The organism is Corynebacterium sp. HMSC075D04 (assembly GCF_001815635.1).
Taxonomy (GTDB): Bacteria; Actinomycetota; Actinomycetes; order Mycobacteriales; family Mycobacteriaceae; genus Corynebacterium; species Corynebacterium coyleae.
On record NZ_KV821365.1, the window covers coordinates 38,025 to 58,583 of the forward strand.

Consider the following 20,559-nt stretch of genomic DNA (forward strand, 5'->3'; position numbering starts at 1 on the left):
ACAACGCAGAGTAGCGGGCATTCACTCCCCGGTCAACCCCTAACCCACCACGCGCAGGGTCTCCTCCGCCGCCCGCACCAGCGCCGAGCCGTAGGACGGGCCGTGCGTCCACGCGTGCACCGCGAGCGGGTGCAGCTGGTGGACGACGATGCGCCGCTGCCAGGCCCGGCCCAGGCCTCCCCCAGCGTCGAGGTAGCCGTCGATGATCGCATCGAAGTGCGGCGCGCCGAACAGGTCCAGCATCGCGATGTCGGTCAGCGGGTGGCCGCCGTGCGCGGCTGGGTCGATAAACCGCGGGCCCTCCGGGGAGAACAGCAGGTTGCCGGTCCACAGGTCGCCGTGGATGCGGGCCAGCGGCGCGTCCTCGTCCTCGCGCACCAGTGCCTCGCACGCGCGCTGCACCGTCTCCAGCCCCTCCCGGTCGAGGTTGCCGGCGCGTACGGCGTGCTGCGCAAACGGTAGGACGCGCTGCTCGGTGTAGAACTCGGCCCAGCGTGTCGTCGGCACGCATGACTGCTCGCGGGTGCCGATGAAGTTCGGGCCGTCCCATCCGTCCGCCGGCGCGCCGAACGCGTCCGCGCCCATCGCATGGATGGCGGCCAACTCCCGGCCGGCCTGGCGCGCCGCGTCCTTGGTGGGCCGCGCGCTGCCAACGCGCTCAATGGTCACAGTGTTGGCGTCCTCGTCCAGGTCGAGCACCTCCACCACCGCGTTGGACCCCTCGCGCAGCCAGCGCAGGTACGCCGCCTCGGCCGCCGCCGCTCCCGGCGCGCTGCCGTGCTTGACAAAGGTCTCAGACATCGATGCCCTCCAATCGCAACAGGAAACGTTTCGCTTCGGTGCCGCCACGGTAGCCGCCAAGGGAGCCGTCGGCACGCAGCACGCGGTGGCACGGGATGAAAATCGGCAGCGGGTTCGTCGCGCACGCAGTGCCCACCGCACGTACCGCCTTCGGGTTGCCCACCGCGCGGGCGAGTTGCGCGTAGGAGGTGGTCTCCCCGTACGGGACTTTCGCCAGCTCCCGCAGCACCGCAGCGCGGAACTCAGTCACGTTCTGCAGGTCCAGCGGCACGGAGAACTCCCGGCGCGTGCCGGCGAAGTATTCGCTGAGCTGTTGGGCGGCTACGGGGTGGTCCGAAGGTGCGCCAATAAGCAAGGGCTCCCCTTCGAAGCACACGCGGGCCACGCCGCGCTCACTGGCGACGAAGCGCAACGGGCCGATCGGTGACACAAACATGCAGCTCAGCGTAGCTCCCGGTCGATGAGATCGCGCTAGATTCCTAACAATGCACCGGAAACTTACGCCCGTCCTCGTCTGCGCCGCGGCCCTTACTTTGGCCTCCTGCGGCAACCCATCCGACATCATCGCCGGCACCAGCCCCGCTATCGCCTCCGCAGTGTGCTGACGGCAACGACGGGTGCGAATCCGACATGCGCCAGCTCAGCTACAAGCTCGATGTGCTCGACGACGCCGACGGCGACGGCATCATCAACCGCGAGGAGCTCAACGCCGCCCTCACGCGTTTGGACAAGGAAGCCGAGGAGAAGGAGGCCGCCGCCTCGTCGTCTTCCTCGGCGGCCGCGTCCTCCTCTGCCGCAGCAGCGTCGAAATCCGCGGAAGCAGAGCGCAAAGCGGCCGAACGCGATGCCGCGAACCAACAACAAGCACCGGAGCCCGCACTGCAGCAGCAGGCACCGGCGCAACCCGCGCTGGCGCGATCGGGCCCGCCAGCCATGGAGTGGGCCACCATCGGCCCCTATGGGAGCCTGTTCACGTGCGAGCAAGCGCGCGACGTGTGGCCCGTGGATTCACACGCCTGCTACACCGGCGCTGATGGCAACGCATACTTCGAAGGCATGCGCCGGGCCGCTCAGTAGCGCCGTAGCCCCGCAACGCAAGAACTGCCCAGCCGAACAGCCGGGTAGTTGCATTTCGACGTCGGGCTAGCGGTAGACTTGTCGAAACTTGCCCCGGCCGTGATTCAGATGGTGCGAGCGCACCGGTCAATCCGCACTGAACGGCACAGGACGCACCGTGGAAACGCCATCCACAGCAGGCGCCGCGAGCATCCTAAGACCTCCTCCAGCGAGCGGAAACCGCCTACGCTGCCGGCGGGTCTCTGAAAGCTGTGGCCCGACAGGCTGGTATTGCGCACGAGCGGCTCGCTCGTCTCCTTCGGGAACGCGGTGTCATCCTCCGTAACCAATCACCGTCCAGCAGTGAGATTCGGCTGATGCGTGCCATGTATGAGCAAGGGGTTTCACTGGAGCGTGTAGGCGACAAGTTCGGCTACACGGCGGGGACGGTCCGCAAACATTTGATCATCTTCGGCGTGGTGATGCGCGATACGCACGGTCGTGTCCGAGCGGAGCCCCACGGCTTCGGCCAAGAGATCAAGACATCGTGACGGGCGCTGCTGTTCCCAGCGGGAGCTGGGTCAGAGTATGCAGTCCTTCGCCGTGTATATCAGCTCTGTACCCGGCCGCGCACTCGATCGCGGGCTTGCTGCCGCAGTCTTGCCCGTACTTCGTCGTGGATCGTGGTCGAGGTCTGCTCTGCTGTCTCGATGGAGACCACCAGTGCGTATCGCACCGTCTTACCAGCACCAAGGTGTTGGGCATCGTCCATGCATTCAACGTGGATCGGGAACGTATCATCGTCGCCGAACACCATGGCGCGGCTGCCTTGGATAATCTCGTGTTGGAGGCTCCCTCGCCTGACCGAGTTGTGCTCCGCATCAATGCGTTCTCCGCCTGCGAGTTGCTTGTCTGGAGTGGCGAAGTACACCTTCGCAGCTCGGTAGCGGTTGAGCCGACTGACAGTGGGAGCCATGTACGCCAGGGTGATGGTGAGGCGATGCCATTCTGCGCGTGCACGAAGCGAAGTCGGGAGTGGCAATTCGTAGGTGTGACGTTGGTCGCCGGCTATCAGCCCTCCGCTGACTAGGACTGCTCTGTTTGTGGCCGCAGCGCCAAGTCGATCTGTGTCGAGGCGCCCGTAGCCCAGAAGCGCGGTCAGGCGTCGACGAGCTTCCCGATTGCTCAGATTGAGTTCGCGGCGCAGTTGCGGTTCCCAATCACCCCAGCTTGTCGCATGGGCAAGGAGGGCTCTCACTAGTAGGGGATGATATTGAGGATCTGGCAGCGGCGCGTCTTCTGAATCGTCGGAGCCAGCTTCAAGGACATCGAAGAGTCGGCTGGCCTCGCGCGTTACCAGTGCCGTTGCGTTGCTCGTGCCGACACTGAAGACAGTGTTGTTGGTTGCGCCTGCTCGCCCAGGCGCAGCCACCTGGAGCCCCGGACCGGTAGTTGCGGTCTGGGCCAGTTTCACGGCGACGGTTTCTAGGCGATCGGATGGAATGACAGGACGGGTGTAGAGCGCTCTGCCACCGGTGTGGTGCAAGTCGGGCTTTACTGATCGATCGACGCCGGGTCCCGTCGCGCCGTAGTGGGCAGGTCCGTTCGGGTGCGTAATGTCCCAGGCGGTGTCTGGTACGTCGATATCGCCAAGTCCGTCGGCGTGGGTCGCTCCGATGGTGAGTGCGTTGAGAGCATCTCCTGGAGGGAGGATGCCACGCAACAGCGCGCTGTCGTGGAGGGTTCGGATTGCAGCGGATCGAGCGGATTCGGGGTCGCTGGCCACGGTAACGGGAATTGTGATTGGGTCGAGGTGATTGCCAGCGCTGACGATGAACAGCAGATTGTAGGAGTGAGCTAGCCAGTCGAGTAACCGACCAACAGGGCTCATCCTTCTCACGAGCGCTCGTGCTTGGGACCCGATAGAGAGGTTGATGACGCGCACGCTGGGTGCGACAGGGCCGTGGCCGGCATCACCTTCAACGATTCGCTTGACCGCGCGGTGTAGCAGGTCAGGGAACAGCCTGTCTGGCAGGATCTGTTCGTGTCCTGGCATGAACTCGTGGGGTTGCATGATTGGGCGCACATAAAGGGGCCGGTCGATCGGTTCACTGCGGGTGGCAAGGTCTCCATGAATGATCAAGGACGCCATCGCCGTGCCGTGGTAACGAGAGACCAGCGGGTAGTCCTCGCCAAGACCATCAGGATCATCGACTATCAGTCGACCTGCGAGGGCGTCATGGTTAGCAAACGGCAACCCATCCAGCAAGGCGACCCTAGGCAGCTCAGAAGGGGCACCTCTTCGGGGTTCCAGGTCGAACTGAATATTCGTTTCCGTAGTCGGCGGTGCGACGTGCATAGGGGTGAACGGGCTGACAAACATGACCTCGTCTGTGGCCAGCAGTTGGATCGACTCGGCCCCCTCGGTGGTCAGTGAATAAACCTGTTGAATCGGCAGTTCGGCAAGCAGGGCGTGGTAGCTGATCTCCCCGATCTGAGAGCGATCGAGCACACGCCCGCCACTGTCGGCGATGACTTGCTCGACGTGCGCTTGCGCGGTGGTGCGCTGTCTAGCATCGGAGCGGTACCACAGCTCGATTTCAACCATCACAGTGCTCACGGATTGGCCGACGAGGTCGAGCGTCTCTTGCCACTGTTCGCGAAGGCCGGTCTCTCGGATGCGATCCTCTGGCCCCCAGCGTCTGATTGAGGTGAGCTGTTCGAACGCTGTCTTGAACCTGCCGAGGCCACGAGCAAACTTTGTTGTTGGGTCTGTTTGCCAAGTCTTGAACAAGCTGAGGAGTTGATCAATCGCTTTTGCGTTCGACAACATTAGGTACAGGGAGTGCTGAACGGGCTTGTCCATACGGCCGCTCTTGGACTCCACCATGTGGAAATCGTCGTCAGGGTCAGATTGCTCCCCGATCAATTCAGACAAGAACTCCAGCCCGTCGACTTTGTCGATCGCGTTGCGGAAATCCGTGACGCTGCCGGCGAGGTCAAAGACCACTACCAAGGCCGGATCTACCTCATCCCGCGCGTCAGGCGAGAGACGTGCGCGCTCAGCATCGAACGCCGAGCGCAGTTCACCAAATTGCGGTGTCAGGCGTGCGCCCTGCCTGCCGCTGGTTGGTTTAGACAAGCGTGGCAGATCGCGGGGCTTTTGTTTTGGTCGGCCTGCAACCTTTGGTGCCCCGAATGCCAGGAGGGGCCGAGGCTCGGCCGTCATCCCGTTGCCCGATCTCGTCTGTTCTCCAGACGTTCTTCGACGATCTTCCGGAGGTTGCTGTCGGGGAGTTCAAGGACTGCTCTGCGACGCACGTCGAGAGCGAACTCTTCCAGTTCGGAGAAGCTAGCTCCCGCAAGTTTGTCCGCCAGAGTACGCGGGGCAAATCCGAGATCACCGCCCAGCCGAGCGGCGAGGCGTTCGAGAAAGCGCGTCGCTTGAGCACGGCTGGGTGGTCCGAGTTCGGCGCGGATCTGGAAGCGTCGCCATGCTGCCCGGTCGAGAAGCTCGCTGTGGTTTGTCGCCCCGACTAGAAGGACATGCGGAGGCAGCCGGTCGATCTGGAGCAGCAGTGTCGAGACCACGCGCTTGATCTCTCCTGTCTCGTGCTCGTCCGATCGCTCTTTAGCAATGGTGTCAAGTTCGTCGAAAAACAGGACGCAACGGCGCGTCCGTGCGAACTCGAAGGCATTGTCGAGCCGTGCAGCGGTTTCGCCCAAGAAGCTTGAGACCACTCCTTCATAACGGATGACGTAGAAGGGTAGCATCAGTTCTGAGGCGATCGCCTCGGCGACGCTGGTCTTGCCGTTACCCGGCGGACCAGACAACAGGAGTCGGTTGCGGGGCTCGATTCCGTAACTGCGGAGCAGCTCGGAACGCTTTTGCTCTTCAATCAACTCAGCGACGACCCGACGAGGGACCGGTGCGAGCTCTAGCTCTTCCAAGCGGCGTTGAGGAACGATCTCCTGGATCAGGTCGCGCATAGCTGCCGCATGGTCGTCACGCGGAGCGCTCTGCCCAGTAGTGGTAATCAGCTCGGACAAGCGGTCGGCGACAAGGTGGTGCTGGTTGGCTCGCTCCTCAGCGATTACAGCTTCGACGAGAACGCGAAATCGGTCTCGATCACCACGTCTCTCGGCTTCGACGAGGTCAAGTAGCAGGTCAGCACGCGCCATTTCTGCCTCCTTGAACCGCTAGCCGTTACCCTTGCCCCCATCTTAGCGGCGAGCACCGGGAATCGAGAGAGACTCGCCGCCCTGGACACCCCGGTCCTCGCAGTGCCGGGGCCGGTCACCAGCGCCACCAGTCATGGTCCACACTAGTTGCTCCGCACCGGCCACACACGCCTGGTCACTTCCGTTGCCGACGTCGAAAAACTTACCGCCGACCGCGCGACCAGTCATCTGGGGCCGTCGGCCGAGTTCACACGCTGCGAGGTGCCTGCGGCTGGTCCGCTGGAACGGTCTCTGACGCCCGGTCGGCAGCTTGCGGGTCTCGCACCAGAACTGCCAACGTGGCTGCTCGCAGAAGCACCTCTACGGGATTGGTGACTCCGTGACCTTGCTGCGCTGGTTAACCTCTCGGTGCCACAGCTGGGCAGAGCGTTCACACTACGATTCGGGATGCCGCCCATGCGGTACCTGGCTCACATTCGGACTCTTCGGCTGGCTCACCTTCTGGTCGAGACTGATCTTCCAATCGGCGTCGCCATGACAAAAGTCGGGTGGCGCAGCCGTAAACATGCCGCACGGCAGTTCACCGGCATCGTCGGGATCCGCCTGGCCGAACCATCGGCGCATTTTGAAGGGGCGCGCTCTCACCGAGACCATCCCGTGGCCATCAGCAACGCAGGGCAGCCCCGAATCAAAGGGCCCCCTCACGACAGGAGTGCAGTGATGCCGTCGGAGAGAATCTCGCGTGGGCTTATGTGGTGCGTCGCGCGGAGCCGCGCATAGGTAGGAGCTTGGTCAGGGTCAATGGCGACGCGCCTCTCGTCAGACGCCATGGGTGCGGTCAGCGAGGCGCCAATCACCAGGTTGGACAATCGGTACGCAGTTCCCAGCGGATCCGGGGTACCCGCTTGTTCGAGCAGGACGCACATCCGCTCGGAAAGGGCCAGGTATGCCGGGCCCCTGGGAGCGCGCATACCGATGACCTGACCGGCCCACCGATGGGTCGTGAGGTGCGCGAAGAAGGCGTGCATCAGGGCAGGCAGGTCGGCGTTGCGGATCGACTCGGACATCACGGGATCGTCTGCAAGCGCTGTGTCGAGGGCGAGGTCAAACAGATCGTCGACGGATTCGACGCGGGAGTACAGGCTGGCTGGAGCGACCCCCACCTGTTGCGCCACAGATCGCAGGGTGAGGGCCCTCAACCCGCCTTCGTCCAGCAGCCTCACCGATGCCCTCGCAACCTCCCCAATGTCCACTGCGCGGAGGCGTCGCACAGGTTTGCGGTGTTCCCAGTAGTTCACCCCACCAACCTAACCAAACACGCTTCAGTTAGCTATCCGTTCTATGTTAGGTTTAGCACATGCTGGATGCCACCACCCTCCCGATCACCTTTGAGAACACTCGCCTACGACCCCTCTCTGAGCTGGATGCAGACGCGTACGCAGCCGGCACCAAGGATGAAGCTGTGCGGCGCTTCGGCCACCTACCCGAGTCCGACTACACCCCAGAGTCCGTGCGACGGATGATCCGTGACGAGGTTGCTAAGGGTCTGTCGTCCGGCACGCTGGCAGTCCTCGCGCTTGTCGACGCCGAGACGGACCGGTTTGTGGGCTCCTTGGTGCTCTTCGACGTCAGCTCCGAGGCTGCCGAGGTCGGGTTCTGGATTCATCCGGATGCGCGGGGAGCAGGGCACGCTCGCCGGGGCCTGGAGTTGGCATCGCACTTCGCACGCAGCAGTGGACTGCAAACCTTGACAGCACGCACGCTACTGGAGAACAAGGCCTCCCAGCGGTGCTTGACGAACGCAGGGTTCCGCGCGGTCGAGCGAGCCGTCGGGACCACGCCCGCAGGACGGTGCGAGGAACTATTCCATTACCGGCGCGATCTCAAGCCCACCGCCTAGTGGCCGTTGGCGACGGAGCGGCTTCGACTCCGTCCACATAACGACGACGATGCCGAATGGCTTCACGAGCTGTACTCGCGACCCTACGTTGCCCGCTACCTGCTGGACGAGCCAAGGGCCGCGGAAGTCACCCACGACAAGCTCACCGAACGCCTAGCGAAGACTGACATCGATGGCGAGACTGGCGCGCTTGCGCTGGTCATCGAGCGTGACGGCGTCCCGATCGGAGACGTCGCGTAGTGGCTCACCGATCACGAGCACCGTCAAGGCGAGATCGGGTGGGTTCTCAACCCGGCGCACGGTGGGCAAGGTTTCGCCAGCGAAGCCGTCCGAGCAGTACTCGCCCTCGGGTTTGACCACTACCGGCTCCACCGCGTCACCGCGCAGATGGATGCCCGAAACAGCGCCTCGGCAGCACTGGCTCGTCGTGTCGGGCTCCGGCTCGAAGCACATCACGTCCAGGACTGGTTCAGCAAGGGCGAATGGACCGACACCCTCACCTTCGCGCGACTTGCCTCCGAGCACATGCGCCGATGATCGGGAGTCTGACTTTCATGCTCCCTGTATGCGGCCCCCAAATCTACCGCGCTCTGACAACGTATCGGCATACTGAAAGGCGGAGATGACTCAAGATCCCCCTGCGCCGGCCTCTCAGCGAACACAGCGGTTCGTGCTCACCGCCGTCTCTCTCGCTACACCCCGAGCAGACCACCGCCAGCGCTCTCGCACACACCAGCATCGGTGCCCGGCCCACGTCACCGCAGAAACAAAACTGCCCCGCCATCAGGCGGGGCAAGTTTCGATTTTCTCATGTTACGTGGAGCTAACGGGATTCGAACCCGTGACCCCCACACTGCCAGTGTGGTGCGCTACCAACTGCGCCATAGCCCCGTATGTAAACGGTATGTAGTTGTGGAGTGGAGCTAACGGGATTCGAACCCGTGACCCCCACACTGCCAGTGTGGTGCGCTACCAACTGCGCCATAGCCCCTTGGAACTTTGGCCAATATACCGGGCCAGCCCGCCCCCGGCCAAATCGCCAGCCCCCACAAAAGGCGATATCGGCTTTTAGCCACCGCTTCAGGATGCGACCTGGGCAAATGCAGGCCGCTTGGGGCTAAAAGCCGATATTGGTCTTTGTGTTTAGCGGCTGGCCAGGACCTCCGGCCAGAAGTCACGCGGAGAGTCCTCCTTCTCGTCGAGGTTCGGGTTGCCCGTGATCTCTCGGAGTTCCTCAATATCGACGAGCTTTTCCACATCCTCGCCATCGACAAGCACGCGCGGGGTCCATGCCTCACCGGTCTTGTCTTCCTGGTACTTGCGGTTGTCGTCGCCAAGACGCTTCGCGGTGTCGATGAACTTGCCGTCGCGAATATCCTTCACAGCCTCATCGCTTGCACCGTAGTCTGCGGCCAGATCTGCGAAGCCGTTCTCGTCGTACTTGTTGTACGCCGACTGCTGGTTCTCAAACAGGAAGTTGCGCAAGGTGAACGCGGAAGAGAAATCGCCGTGGGCCAGCAGCGCCAGCTCGGCAGCCAGTGCCTTGGTGGAGTGGCCCGTCATGCCGCCATCGAGTGCGGTCATCGGGCGCAGGTCCACGTTGATTTCACCCGCGCGGACCTTCTCCAGCATCTGCTCATCGGTAGCAACGTGCAGGTCTGCACAGTGGGAGCAGGAGAAGTCTTCGAAAAGTTCAGCCTTGTTGGCATCCTTGTTTTCGCCGGTGATGTGGATGATGTCCTCTTCTTGGTTCCACTCGACGTTGATACCGGTGACGTCGATCATCTCCGCCTGCTTTGCAGCGCTGCGGTTTGCCTTGCCGTTGTAGACAATGATGCCGATGACGAGCAGGGCAATCGCGATAACAGCGACGACGGCCCAGATGAAGGCCTTGCTACCGCTCTGGTTCGGGTTTTGCACTTTGCGTGTGGTCACACGTGTCTCCTGTTGTTGGCGCCGCGATCACGGCGCGGTGGACGGGTACTGCGTACAACGGTCAAGTTTAGGGGTAAATTGCAAACTTCTTAAACGGGCGCCACATCATGAAGCCTGTGATGGCGATGTAGATGACATCGCGGAACACCGTAGCGAGCAGATTCGTCTCCCCTTCGCCGGCTGCGGACGGGTCGAAACAACCACAGTCGATAACGAGTCCCCGCTGCCAAGCGGACAGCATGCCGATGATGAACAGCACGAGCACGTAGATGGACACCTTGCCCGACCAGCGCAGGTTGATGCCCAGCAGCAGCAACAAACCACCTGCGAGCTCGAGCGGCCCGATGATATGGGCCAGCAAGTCGGACCAGGCTGGGGTGAAGATTTCGTAGGCCTCGATGGTTTTGGCGGTATCCAGGTGGACACCAATTTTTGCCCACCCAGCAGAGATCCAAATGTAGGCCATGTAGAACCGCGCTAACGCGGACAACACGTCCAGGACCAGTGTTTTTGTGTCGCGCGTTGCAGGCGCGGCTGTCGTTGTGCTCACTCGGCTGATTCTACTCCCCTATTTGCCCAAGACCTGTGACACGAGCGCTTTGGCTTCTTCCTGCACCTGCGCCACGTGCTCCGCGCCGAGGAACGATTCGGCGTAGATCTTGTACTTGTCTTCGGTGCCGGAGGGGCGCGCGGCAAACCAGGCGTTTTCGGTGGTCACCTTCAGTCCGCCGATGGCCGCGCCGTTTCCTGGGGCCTCCGTTAGCTTTGCAGAGATAACCTCACCCGCCAGTTCACTCGCCTGCACTTGGTCGGGCGAAAGGGCCTTCAGGGTGGCTTTTTCTTCGCGGTTTGCGGGGGCGTCGATACGCGCATATGCAGGCGAGCCGTACTGCGCTTCGAGCTCGGCGTAGCGCTGCGACGGAGTTTTGCCTGTTACCGCAGTGATTTCGGCGGCGAGCAGGTCCATGATCAGGCCGTCCTTGTCGGTGGACCAGACCTTGCCGTTTTTGCGCAGGAAGGACGCACCGGCGGATTCTTCGCCACCGAAGCCGATGGTGCCGCTGACGAGTCCTGGCACGAACCACTTGAATCCAACCGGGACCTCGACGAGGTCACGCCCGAGCGATGCGACAACGCGGTCGATCATCGACGAGGACACCAAGGTCTTGCCCACCGCCGTGTCCTTCGCCCAGCCGTCGCGGTGACTAAACAGGTACTCGATGGCCACGGCGAGGTAGTGATTCGGGTTCATCAGCCCGGCGTCCGGGGTGACAATGCCGTGGCGGTCCGCGTCGGCGTCGTTGCCGGTGGCCAGGTCGTACTTGTCGCGGTTATGCACGAGCGATGCCATGGAGTCTGCACTGGAGCAGTCCATGCGGATCTTGCCGTCGGTGTCCAGGGTCATGAACCGCCAGGTGGCGTCCACGCGTGGGTTGACCACCACGAGGTTCAGCCCGTAGCGCTCCCCGATCGCTCCCCAGTAGTCCACGCTCGCCCCACCCATCGGGTCTGCGCCGACGTGCAGGCCAGATGCCTTGATGGCGTCCATATCCACCACGCTGTCCAGGTCGGAGACGTAGTGATCGAGGTAGCCGAACTTCTCCGCACGCTCGTCCAGCACGCCACTGACCGATACCCGCTTCACGCCCCTCAGGCCTGCGGCAATGTATTCGTTGGCCCGGCGCGCAATCCAGTCCGTAGCTTCCGCCGGTGCGGGTCCGCCGCTTGGCGGGTTGTATTTAAAGCCGCCGTCGCGCGGTGGGTTGTGCGATGGGGTAACCACGATGCCGTCGGCGCTTCCGCCGGGGTGGGTCAAAATCGCGTGAGAGACGGCTGGGGTTGGGGTGTAGCGCCCGGCGGCGTCGACACGCACTGGTACCTCGTTGGCAATGAGCACCTCGAGCGCGGAAACCATCGCCGGCTCCGACAGGGCGTGGGGGTCACGGCCGATGTAGACCGGACCGGTGATGCCTTCGCCGCGGCGGTAATCGACGATCGCCTGCGTCGTCGCCAAGATATGCGCTTCGTTGAATGCATTATCTAACGACGACCCGCGGTGACCCGAGGTGCCGAACACCACTTGCTGGTCCACATTGTCGGGGTCGATATCGCGGGTGTAGTAGGCGGTGACCAGCTCGGCAATGTCGATGAGGTCCTCGTCGCGGGCGGGTTGGCCGGCGCGCTCGTGTGCCATGGGGGCTCCTTTTGTTGCGGGCTGAGGGTGTGTATGGACAGCTCCATCATCGTCCGTGAATCTAAACTCTGCCAGTTTTATATTATTCTGCTATGCGTATGCTTTACTCTTCCGCATGGCTTCCACCCTCAACGACATTTTGAGCACTATCTCGTCCATAGTTTGGGGGCCTTTCGTCCTCATTCCGCTGCTGCTGGGCACTGGTTTGTTCCTCACTGTCCGGCTGCGCGGTATCCAGTTCCGCACGCTGGGTCGGGCGACGCGTCATGCGTTCGTCGATAAGGCTGAAGAGGGCGCGGGCGACATCTCCAACTACCAGGCACTGACCACCGCGCTGGCGGCGACGGTGGGCACCGGCAACATCGTCGGTGTGGCCACCGCAATCTCCATCGGTGGCCCTGGTGCACTGTTTTGGATCTGGCTCACCGGCATCGTCGGCATGGCGTCGAAGTACTCCGAGGCCTACCTGGGTGTGCGCTTCCGCACCACCGACAAGAAGGGCAAGCAGCAGGGCGGCCCGCACGAGTACCTGAAGACTGGTGTCGGCGGCGGCTTCGGCAAATTCCTCGCCGCCGCGTTTACCCTGTTCACCATCTTCGCGTCCTTCGGCATTGGCAACCTCGCGCAGGGCAACTCCATCGCCGCCGGCATGCACGACGCGTTTGGCATCAGCGCCAACGTCGCCGGCGTGATCATCTTCTTCGCCGTGGGTGCAGCAGTCCTGGGTGGCATCGAAGGCATCGGCAAGATCACCGCCGCGTTCGTCCCGCTGATGATTGTTATCTACGTCGGCGGTGGCATCACCGCACTGGTGCTCATGGCGGACCGCGTGCCGGCCGCAATTGCCACCATCTTCACCGACGCGTTCACCGGCACCGCAGCCACCGGTGGCTTCGTCGGCTCCGGCATCATGCTGGCCATCCAGTTCGGTGTTGCGCGCGGTATTTTCTCCAACGAGTCCGGCATGGGTTCCGCCGCCATCGCCGCCGCGGCAGCCAAGACGCAGCACCCGGCGCGCCAAGCACTCGTCTCCATGACGCAGACGTTTATCGACACCATCATCGTCGTCACCATCACCGGCCTGGTCATCGTCACCGCCGGCACCTGGGACATGGGCCGCGAACAAGCCGCCATCATGACCGCCTCCGCCTTCGGCCAGGCGCTTCCCGGCGAGTGGGGCAGCCTCATCGTGTCCGTCGCCCTGATCTTCTTCGCATTCTCCACCATCTTGGGCTGGTCCTACTACGGCGAGCGTGCCATCGTTGCCCTGTTCGGCGAGTGGGCGTCGATCCCCTACCGCATGTTCTTCACCGCCCTGTCCTTTGTCGGCGCGGTTGCCTCCCTGGAGTTGGCGTGGACCTTCTCCGACCTGTCCAACGGGCTCATGGCCATCCCGAACCTCATCGGCCTGCTCCTGCTGTCCGGCATTGTGGTGCGCGAGACCCGCGAGTACCTCGCGTGGGATCCGCACCTGAAGAAGTCGCCGGAGGAGGTCGCGGCGTTCGTTGAGCGCCAGAAGATGGATTGGCACTAGGCTCGCGCCCATGCGTATCGACGACACCCTCTCCACCACCTTCACCGTCGCCCTCGGCGCGGCGTTGGGGGCAGTGGTCAGACACCTCGTCATCCTCGGGGCCGCCCCAGGCTCCACCGCCGCGCTGGCGCTGACCTTCGCTGTGAACATCGCCGGCTGCTTCGCCATGGGCCTGTTCAAGCCCGGCCCCCTGTGGGGCACGGGCTTCCTCGGTGGCTTAACCACCTACTCCGCAATCTCGGTCGCGGCGATGCAATCACAGGCGATCGAAGCGCTCGGCATCATTGCGCTGAGCTACGCCACCGCCATCGGCGCGTGGTTCGCAGGCGACGCACTCAGGAGCCGCCGCAATGCTTAACATCGCCGCGCTCAGCCTCGCCCTGACCCTCGCCGCCGTCTTCGCCGGCGCCTTCTTCGGCGGTGCCGCCCGCTACGCACTGTCCCGCATCATCCACAACGCCCACGCCGCCACCTTCGCCGCCAACGTCGTCGGCTCTACCGTCGCAGGCTTCGCCGTCACCACCCCGGTGGCCTGGCAGTTAGCCCTCGGCGTCGGGTTCGCCGGCGCGCTGTCTACCTGGTCCACCTTTGCCAAAGAACTCGGCGAGCTCATCAAGGCGAAAAAGCACAGCGAGGCCCTGCGCTACGGCCTGTCTACCGCCGTGATCGGCATCCTGGCTGCCTGGTTCGGTCTGCGCTGGGGCCTTCGAGCCTTTGGCGCTTAACGGTTACACTGGACAGACGTGCAGATAACATCCCTGAAAACCGGCCTCATCGTTGCCCTCGGTGCTGGCTGCGGGGCGCTTGCACGCTTCATTTTGCTCATTTGGGTCAACCCCGCCACCCCGGAAGCGCTCGCCCTAGCCGTCACCTTCGCAGTGAACCTCACCGCCTGCTACGCCATGGGCTACTTCGCGCCGGGGCCGTTTTGGGGCGTGGGTTTCCTCGGCGGGTTCAGCACCCTTTCCGCAGTGGCATTGGCCTCATCCCACTCGTCGGTGCTGTGGGCGGCGTTCATCATCACGCTCGGGCTTGTCTCTGCCACATTGGCGTGGATGGCCGGAGATGCGTCACGGGTGAAGCACCATGTCTGATGCAACGTGGATGCTCGGCGCCGTCCTCGGTGTCTTTTTCGGCGGCATGCTCGGCGGGTTTGTGCGTTGGGCGATCATGGCCGTCGTGCACAACCTGTTGATGGCAACCTTCATTGCCAACATCGCCGCCTCCGGCATCATCGGCGTGGCAATCTTCCTGCCTTCCATGTGGCAAACCGCCGTTGGTGTTGGGTTTGCCGGCGCACTTTCAACACTGTCACTGTTGGCCCGCCAACTCGGGGCGTTGATTAAAGACGGCAAGTTCCGCCTCGCCGCCGAGTACGGGATAAGCACCGCGGCGTTCGCGGTGCTCGCGGCCGGAATCGGTGCGCAGGTGGCGTCGTTCGCCACCCGCTAAGCCCTACTCCGCAATCGCATCCAGTGGCGGTGTCTTCGCAGCGCGCTGGCCCGGCCACACTGCGGCGAGCAGCCCCACTACTACCGAGGCAGCCAGGACGGTGGCGATGAGCCCGGTGGGTACGGCAATCGTCGTCAAGCCTTGGCTCTCAAGCACCGTCAGGAACGCCCAGCCAAGCCCAAGCCCCAGCAGCACGCCCAGCACCGCGCCGTAGACCGTCATCTGCACCGACTCCAGCAGGATCATCGTGCGGATCTGCCTGCGTTGCGAGCCCACCGCGCGCAACATACCAATCTCCTGCCTGCGCTCAATCACGGACAGCGTCAGCGTATTCACAATGCCAAGCACCGCCACCACCACAGCCAGCGACAGCAGCGCGTACAGGATGAACAGCATCTGATCGATCAATGCAGTGACCTCGCCACTCATCTCCTCCGCGGAGCGCACCTGCACCACAATGTCGCCGCGCACCTCATCTTCCAGCCGCGCGCGCAGCGTCTCCAGATCAGTGGAGCCGTCGCTGTCAACGCCCACCATCAACAAGCGCGTATTGCTTATCGACGACACCTTCGCCGCCGCCGAATCCGACACCACAAACATCTGCAACACATTCGACCCACTAAACAGGCCGGCAACCGTCACGTCGACCGTCTTCCCGGGGGCAGTCGGCGCCGCGACCTCGACTGTGTCGCCGACCTTCCAGCCACGCTCCTGGGCGATGTGCTCCGGTGCGATCAGCGAGTCACCAGTCAGCGATACGTCGCCGTCGACCACGTTGAGGTCGATAAGATCCGACGGGTCACCGCGCAGCACATCCGTCATCCCGACCGGCCCGAACTGGTGGCCAAACTCTCCGTCGACCGTGATCGGTGCCTGAGTGTACGACGCGATATTGCCCACACCGTCCACCTCAGCGAGCCTGTCCGGCAAATCCCCCGGCACCGGGAACGACCCCATCTCCGGGCCCATCAGCACATAGTCCGCATTGACCTCGCTTGCGGCCACGTCATCCACCGACTGCTTCATCGACGCGCCAAGCATGCCAATCATGGTCACCAACGAAATGCCCAACATCAGCGCGAACGCCGTTGTTGCAGTCCGGCGCGGGTTACGCCGCGTATTCGTCGACGCGAGCCTGCCCACCTCCCCGAACGGTGCCCCGATGACACGCCCCAACGGAGGCACAACCGGCAGACTCAACGCAGGTCCCGCAAGGAACAGACCACTAATCACGCTCAACGCAGCCACACCAACCAGGATCGCCCGGTGGCGCGTCGCACCGTCATCCCACGCCATTGCGTAACCCGCCGCAACAACCGCCACAACGACTAATACTGCGCCAGCTATGGTGCGCCACATCAATGGCTGCGGCGTCGCAGCCTCGCTCGCCCGCATCGCCTCCACCGGCCGGACCTTGCCTGCCTTCCGCGCCGGCGCCAGCGCCGAAAGCACCGTCACCACCGTGCCGACGACCAGTGGCACCACCACCGCATCAACCGACAACCCAATCCCCGATTGCGGAAGGGGCATGCCGAACGTGTTCATCCCCGCACGAATCACCAACACCAGCCCGGCACCAGCCACCACGCCAAGCACCGAGCCCAACAACCCGACCAAAGCCGCTTCCAGCGCCACAGACCGCGTGATCTGCCCGCGCGACGCCCCCAACGCCCGCAGCAACGCAAACTCCTTCGTACGCTGCGCAACGATCATGGAGAACGTATTCGCAATCAAGAACGTGCCCACCAACAGGCCAACCAGACCAAACGCAACCAAGAAGTACGTAACAAAGCTCAGAGCGTCCCGAATCTGCTCCGTCGTTTCCTGCGCAACCTTCTCCCCCGCCTCTATCTTCAGTCCAGGAAACTCGCTGCGCAGGTTGTCCACAACCTCCGCGGCCCCCACGCCTTCCTTCGCCCCGACAGTGATCGCCGGGAAACGCTCGTCATAGGAGTAATAGTCCAAGTAAGTCTCTTCGGTTACCCCGAGGCGTAAAGAGGTGGCCTGCACCAGGGGGTCGTCGATAAGCCCAGTAATGCGCACCGTATTCCGACCATCACGGTCCACAACGATCAACTCTTGCCCAACATGCAGGCCATACTCATGCGCGCCATTGGCGTTGATCACCGCATCGCCGATCTCTTTCGGTGCGTGACCTTCGACCACCTCGACCGTTCGGCCAACCGTGTCCTGCGGCTCGTAATACACGCCCAGCCGCGAGGACCCGAGACGCGTCTGCACCGCCACCTCATTGTCAGTCGCGATAACAACCGACTCATCAGCCATCAGGTTCACACGATCAACGTCCCCATTCGCCCGAATGCCGTCGACTGTCTCCTTGTCTAAGGCACTTTCGCCCTCGGCTGGGCGCACCACCGCATCGACGTCGTCAAGCACAGTGTCTACGGCAGAGTCGAACGTCGACGACAGCATGTTGGTGAACATCAGCGCACCAGACAGGAACGACGTGCCAAGCACCACCGCCAACACCGTCAGCGCGAGCCGCAGTTTGTGCGCCGCAAGGTTACGCAGCGACACCTTATTCATCGTGGAGTTCACTGGCCCCTAGTCCTCCATCGTCGCCATGACACCCAAAATGGCATCCATATCCGGGTTGCGCAGTTCATTAACGATGTTCCCGTCCCGCAAAAACACCACACGATCCGCATACGACGCCGCCCTCGCGTCATGCGTCACAATCACCACCGTCTGGTCATACTGATCCACCGCCGTCCGCAAAATGCTCAGCACCTCACGCGACGAGTTAGAGTCCAGGTTGCCCGTCGGCTCGTCACCAAAAATGATCTCCGGCCGCGACACCAACGCACGGGCACACGCCACACGCTGCTGCTGACCACCCGACAACTCCGCAGGCCTATGGCTCAGTCGCTTCGATAAACCAAGGCGTTCGGTGATCTCATCAAACCACTCCCGGTCCACCGATCGACCAGCAATATTTGTTGGCAGTTGAATGTTCTCGGCCGCTGTCAGCGTGGGCACCAAGTTAAACGACTGAAAAATGAAGCCCAACCGGTCACGCCGCAGCGCCGTCAGTTCCTTATCGTTCAACTGCGACAACTCCGTCCCGCCGACAAACACCTCGCCCGACGTCGCCGAATCTAGCCCAGCCATCACGTGCATCAGCGTCGACTTGCCCGATCCCGACGGGCCCATGATCGCGGTGAACTCCCCCTGCCGGAACTCAACGTCCACCCCATCGAGCGCAACAACTTCCGTGTCGCCCTGCCCGTAGGACTTTCTCAAGTTGACTGCTCGTGCTGCTGCGACGCTCACGTGATCCTCCCTGCGGCATTTCATTCCTTTGCCGACTATACGGCCCAGGCCCCACATCGCTGATTTCGTGCAATTTCTCTACGACGACCACCACACCAGCAAGCAACTTCACCGTTTGTGGCTCCTCAACCGCTGCGGCTAGGTCTCTAAACGAACCGGGAGAGTAAAACCGCACATCACACCTTTCGCCGACCTGGGTGGAGTGTAAGAACCTGCAGCCGATCAGGCGTCATTTTGCATTGATGGCGGTTCGCCAACTGCGAGGCTGGGGTCTACGGCAGGTTCGAGTCTTGACTCTACATTGCGGACTAGTGGGTGAACCCCAACGAATCTGCTGTCGTCAACCAAGTTGCGGACTTTCTCACTCCGCATTGCGGACTAATGGGTAAGCACCAACTATGCAGCGGCATAGTGAAGCCCGTTCGGTTACTGACTCCGCATTGCGGACTAGTGGGTACAGACCAACGATTCCGTTGCCGATGACCTAGTAGCAGCCATTGTTGCTCTGCATTGCGGACAAGTTGGTCGACACCAACCAATGGGCGGTCGGTAATTTGGTGGCGCGCTTCTCCGCTCCACATTGTGTTAGGACCATGGATTTAGTAACACTGTGGTGAGTATCCAGTAACGCTCGGGTGAGTATCGGGTAACACCCGGGCGTTGACTATGAGCCGCTACTGCGTATTGGCTTCGAGGCGCATGTTCGGTCCTTGCAGTGTGATGATCTCAGCGCCAACGACAAGCCGATTCAGTATCGACTCGGCGATGACAGCATCCGGGGTGGACTTTGAAGTGCCCCGCCGACTGAGGATCGGGCGGACCACCTTGTATAAATACCTCGCGGGAAACTCTGGATAAACACCCTCTCCTAGCGACCGCTCCTACTCTCGCGCTTCGCTGAGGCCATCCGCAATACTGCGCCACAGAGAACTAATGATGACTGCGGTAATTAAGTAACCGCTGACCGCATAATTGAAAAGGCCGCTACACATCTCATCGCTACGTATGTCGTAAATCAGAAAAACGGGTGCTAGTAAAACCATTACGACTAAGAAACGGTATGGAGAAAGCACCTTCCGCTTAGCTGAAAGGTGGACTAGGTACCCGATTGCCATGATGCATAAGGAGATGAATAGCGCGACCACTGCACCAAAAACCACATAGATCATGTTTCTCTCTAAGTTCCTTTAGGGGTGTCCACGACATTCGTTTCGTTCGATCTTATTCCGGAACCTCGGTTCCCTGTGTTGCCTGAATGGGATCCGGGTAACTATCGGTCGTGGCGTCACTTGGCGTGGGGGTCTCTTCTTCTCGGATTGTTGGAAGTGAAGTGGGTATGCTGCCACCCTTCAGTGCCGCTTCAATTTCCTCCGACGATGTTCCTGCCTGTCAGCGCTCTTTGAAAAGTAGCCCAAAACGCTCCTCGAAAAGTAGCCCATCCGAAAAAGATTGGATGGGTGATTTCTTTGGAACAATGGGCACAGATCCGGGTTGCGTCCCTTAGTGTGGTGTAACGCTTGCTGATGGTGGGCCCTGGAAAATGCAGGGGCGGCCATCGTCAGTAGGTTCCACTGACTGTGTGGGACGGCGATGACCACTGCCAAGGAGAGCAGCGCGTAGAGGATAAACGGCATCTGAGCGATCAGGGCAGCAACTTCCCTGGTCATGTCCTCGGTCGAGCGGACTTGGACGACAATATCCAGGCGGACCGCATCTTCGAGGTTCGCCCGCAGCTGCGCTTAGTCAACTGTGCCGTCGTTGTTCACCCCGATCATGAAGACACGGCCCTAGCCCCGAAAGCCTGTGGCCGCAGCCGCCTCGTCCGACACTACGAACGACTGCAGGATGTTGGAACTCTGCAATAGCCCGCCGAGGGTGGCCTCAACTGCCTCGCCCGAGGGCCCTGCCACAGCCACTGTGTCGTCGACATCCCATCCCCGTTAACGCGGGATTGCCGCCGTCGCGATCACGGTAAAGCCGTCAAAGCTGGAGCTGTCCTCCACGACGTCCAGGGTGAGGAGGTCCGCTGGATCAGGGTCTGATACTGGGCCGGGCGCCATATCGTGCGCTACCCACAACAACCACCCGGGGGCATGCTGTGTTACCGCGTCGACCGGGTGAGGTCTGCGAACAAACGAACGCACCCGCCTCCACCGGTGGTGGAAGCGGGTGCCTCATGTGTGAAGTTGTTGGGTCGGCGGTAACCTACTC

The 20,559-nt window shown here is 62.2% G+C and carries 20 protein-coding genes, 2 tRNA genes and 1 pseudogene; 10 read left to right on the forward strand and 13 right to left on the reverse strand.

The features are described 5' to 3' along the window. Positions 1 to 39: 39 nt before the first annotated feature. Both HMPREF3048_RS09840 and HMPREF3048_RS09845 read right to left on the reverse strand, forming a co-directional pair. Positions 40 to 801, reverse strand: a complete 762-nt coding sequence (locus HMPREF3048_RS09840) for a fructosamine kinase family protein (RefSeq protein WP_070772012.1) — start codon at positions 799 to 801, stop codon at positions 40 to 42. Further along, on the reverse strand, positions 794 to 1,237 hold the full coding sequence (locus tag HMPREF3048_RS09845; RefSeq protein WP_070772013.1) for a methylated-DNA--[protein]-cysteine S-methyltransferase: 444 nt from the start codon (positions 1,235 to 1,237) through the stop codon (positions 794 to 796). Before HMPREF3048_RS09845 ends, HMPREF3048_RS09840 begins: the two co-directional genes overlap by 8 nt. Positions 1,238 to 1,431: 194 nt before the next feature. On the opposite strand from HMPREF3048_RS09845, the gene HMPREF3048_RS09850 reads away from it, so the two are divergent. Both HMPREF3048_RS09850 and HMPREF3048_RS12340 read left to right on the forward strand, forming a co-directional pair. Next, positions 1,432 to 1,878 (forward strand): hypothetical protein, encoded by a 447-nt coding sequence (locus HMPREF3048_RS09850; protein WP_070772014.1) that lies wholly within the window; start codon positions 1,432 to 1,434, stop codon positions 1,876 to 1,878. Between the two features lie 356 nt (positions 1,879 to 2,234). Beyond that, positions 2,235 to 2,408, forward strand: coding sequence for a hypothetical protein (locus HMPREF3048_RS12340; RefSeq protein WP_167615814.1), 174 nt, complete (start codon positions 2,235 to 2,237; stop codon positions 2,406 to 2,408). Positions 2,409 to 2,467: 59 nt separating this feature from the next. Here HMPREF3048_RS12340 and HMPREF3048_RS12170 read toward each other — a convergent pair whose 3' ends face one another. Both HMPREF3048_RS12170 and HMPREF3048_RS09860 read right to left on the reverse strand, forming a co-directional pair. Further along, entirely contained in the window at positions 2,468 to 4,999 is a 2,532-nt protein-coding gene (locus tag HMPREF3048_RS12170) for a S8 family peptidase (RefSeq protein ID WP_245167893.1), read from the reverse strand. Positions 5,000 to 5,082: 83 nt separating this feature from the next. Then, positions 5,083 to 6,039, reverse strand: coding sequence for an AAA family ATPase (locus HMPREF3048_RS09860; protein WP_070772016.1), 957 nt, complete (start codon positions 6,037 to 6,039; stop codon positions 5,083 to 5,085). A 393-nt stretch (positions 6,040 to 6,432) separates the two neighbouring features. On the opposite strand from HMPREF3048_RS09860, the gene HMPREF3048_RS12740 reads away from it, so the two are divergent. Further along, entirely contained in the window at positions 6,433 to 6,819 is a 387-nt protein-coding gene (locus HMPREF3048_RS12740; protein WP_083316863.1) for a helix-turn-helix domain-containing protein, read from the forward strand. Here the strand turns inward: HMPREF3048_RS12740 and HMPREF3048_RS09865 are convergent. Beyond that, positions 6,741 to 7,337, reverse strand: coding sequence for a TetR/AcrR family transcriptional regulator (locus HMPREF3048_RS09865; RefSeq protein WP_246818896.1), 597 nt, complete (start codon positions 7,335 to 7,337; stop codon positions 6,741 to 6,743). The two genes, HMPREF3048_RS12740 and HMPREF3048_RS09865, sit on opposite strands and share 79 nt — an antisense overlap. 59 nt (positions 7,338 to 7,396) lie before the next feature. On the opposite strand from HMPREF3048_RS09865, the gene HMPREF3048_RS12575 reads away from it, so the two are divergent. Both HMPREF3048_RS12575 and HMPREF3048_RS12580 read left to right on the forward strand, forming a co-directional pair. Beyond that, positions 7,397 to 7,939: a GNAT family N-acetyltransferase gene (locus HMPREF3048_RS12575; protein WP_070772017.1), complete on the forward strand. Its 543-nt coding sequence runs from the start codon at positions 7,397 to 7,399 to the stop codon at positions 7,937 to 7,939. A 6-nt stretch (positions 7,940 to 7,945) separates the two neighbouring features. Next, positions 7,946 to 8,476, forward strand: a pseudogene (locus HMPREF3048_RS12580) (GNAT family N-acetyltransferase). Between the two features lie 281 nt (positions 8,477 to 8,757). Here HMPREF3048_RS12580 and HMPREF3048_RS09880 read toward each other — a convergent pair. The 5 genes from HMPREF3048_RS09880 to pgm form a co-directional block, all read right to left on the reverse strand. Further along, positions 8,758 to 8,830 (reverse strand) — tRNA-Ala (locus tag HMPREF3048_RS09880). A 27-nt stretch (positions 8,831 to 8,857) separates the two neighbouring features. Further along, positions 8,858 to 8,930: transfer RNA gene (locus HMPREF3048_RS09885), tRNA-Ala, on the reverse strand. 152 nt (positions 8,931 to 9,082) lie between these two features. After that, positions 9,083 to 9,874 carry a DsbA family protein gene (locus HMPREF3048_RS09890; protein ID WP_070422604.1) on the reverse strand — a complete coding sequence of 264 codons (792 nt, stop codon included), beginning with the start codon at positions 9,872 to 9,874 and terminating at the stop codon, positions 9,083 to 9,085. A gap of 67 nt (positions 9,875 to 9,941) precedes the next feature. Then, a complete protein-coding gene (locus HMPREF3048_RS09895) occupies positions 9,942 to 10,424 on the reverse strand; it encodes a MauE/DoxX family redox-associated membrane protein (protein ID WP_256365999.1) in 483 nt (160 codons plus the stop codon). A gap of 18 nt (positions 10,425 to 10,442) precedes the next feature. Beyond that, positions 10,443 to 12,068: a phosphoglucomutase (alpha-D-glucose-1,6-bisphosphate-dependent) gene (gene pgm / locus HMPREF3048_RS09900; protein WP_070772019.1), complete on the reverse strand. Its 1,626-nt coding sequence runs from the start codon at positions 12,066 to 12,068 to the stop codon at positions 10,443 to 10,445. 115 nt (positions 12,069 to 12,183) lie between these two features. Here pgm and HMPREF3048_RS09905 point away from each other — a divergent pair, with 115 nt between their 5' ends. From HMPREF3048_RS09905 to HMPREF3048_RS09925, 5 genes are read left to right on the forward strand one after another with little or no spacing between them, the layout of a single operon-like run. After that, positions 12,184 to 13,602 (forward strand): alanine/glycine:cation symporter family protein, encoded by a 1,419-nt coding sequence (locus tag HMPREF3048_RS09905; protein ID WP_070772020.1) that lies wholly within the window; start codon positions 12,184 to 12,186, stop codon positions 13,600 to 13,602. 10 nt (positions 13,603 to 13,612) lie between these two features. After that, a complete protein-coding gene (locus HMPREF3048_RS09910) occupies positions 13,613 to 13,960 on the forward strand; it encodes a CrcB family protein (RefSeq protein WP_070772022.1) in 348 nt (115 codons plus the stop codon). Next, positions 13,953 to 14,327: a fluoride efflux transporter FluC gene (locus HMPREF3048_RS09915; RefSeq protein ID WP_070451246.1), complete on the forward strand. Its 375-nt coding sequence runs from the start codon at positions 13,953 to 13,955 to the stop codon at positions 14,325 to 14,327. The genes HMPREF3048_RS09910 and HMPREF3048_RS09915 overlap by 8 nt, the downstream gene beginning before the upstream one ends. An 18-nt stretch (positions 14,328 to 14,345) precedes the next feature. Continuing rightward, complete coding sequence (locus tag HMPREF3048_RS09920; RefSeq protein ID WP_083284794.1) at positions 14,346 to 14,696, forward strand: CrcB family protein; 351 nt, start codon at positions 14,346 to 14,348, stop codon at positions 14,694 to 14,696. Then, positions 14,689 to 15,054, forward strand: a complete 366-nt coding sequence (locus HMPREF3048_RS09925; protein WP_070422609.1) for a FluC/FEX family fluoride channel — start codon at positions 14,689 to 14,691, stop codon at positions 15,052 to 15,054. The genes HMPREF3048_RS09920 and HMPREF3048_RS09925 overlap by 8 nt, the downstream gene beginning before the upstream one ends. 3 nt (positions 15,055 to 15,057) lie before the next feature. Here HMPREF3048_RS09925 and HMPREF3048_RS09930 read toward each other — a convergent pair whose 3' ends face one another. The 3 genes from HMPREF3048_RS09930 to HMPREF3048_RS12180 form a co-directional block, all read right to left on the reverse strand. Further along, positions 15,058 to 17,601 (reverse strand): ABC transporter permease, encoded by a 2,544-nt coding sequence (locus HMPREF3048_RS09930; protein WP_070772035.1) that lies wholly within the window; start codon positions 17,599 to 17,601, stop codon positions 15,058 to 15,060. An 18-nt stretch (positions 17,602 to 17,619) separates the two neighbouring features. Beyond that, positions 17,620 to 18,372: an ABC transporter ATP-binding protein gene (locus tag HMPREF3048_RS09935; RefSeq protein ID WP_070772033.1), complete on the reverse strand. Its 753-nt coding sequence runs from the start codon at positions 18,370 to 18,372 to the stop codon at positions 17,620 to 17,622. A gap of 650 nt (positions 18,373 to 19,022) precedes the next feature. Beyond that, complete coding sequence (locus HMPREF3048_RS12180; RefSeq protein WP_244268633.1) at positions 19,023 to 19,172, reverse strand: ATP-binding protein; 150 nt, start codon at positions 19,170 to 19,172, stop codon at positions 19,023 to 19,025. Positions 19,173 to 20,559: the final 1,387 nt, after the last annotated feature.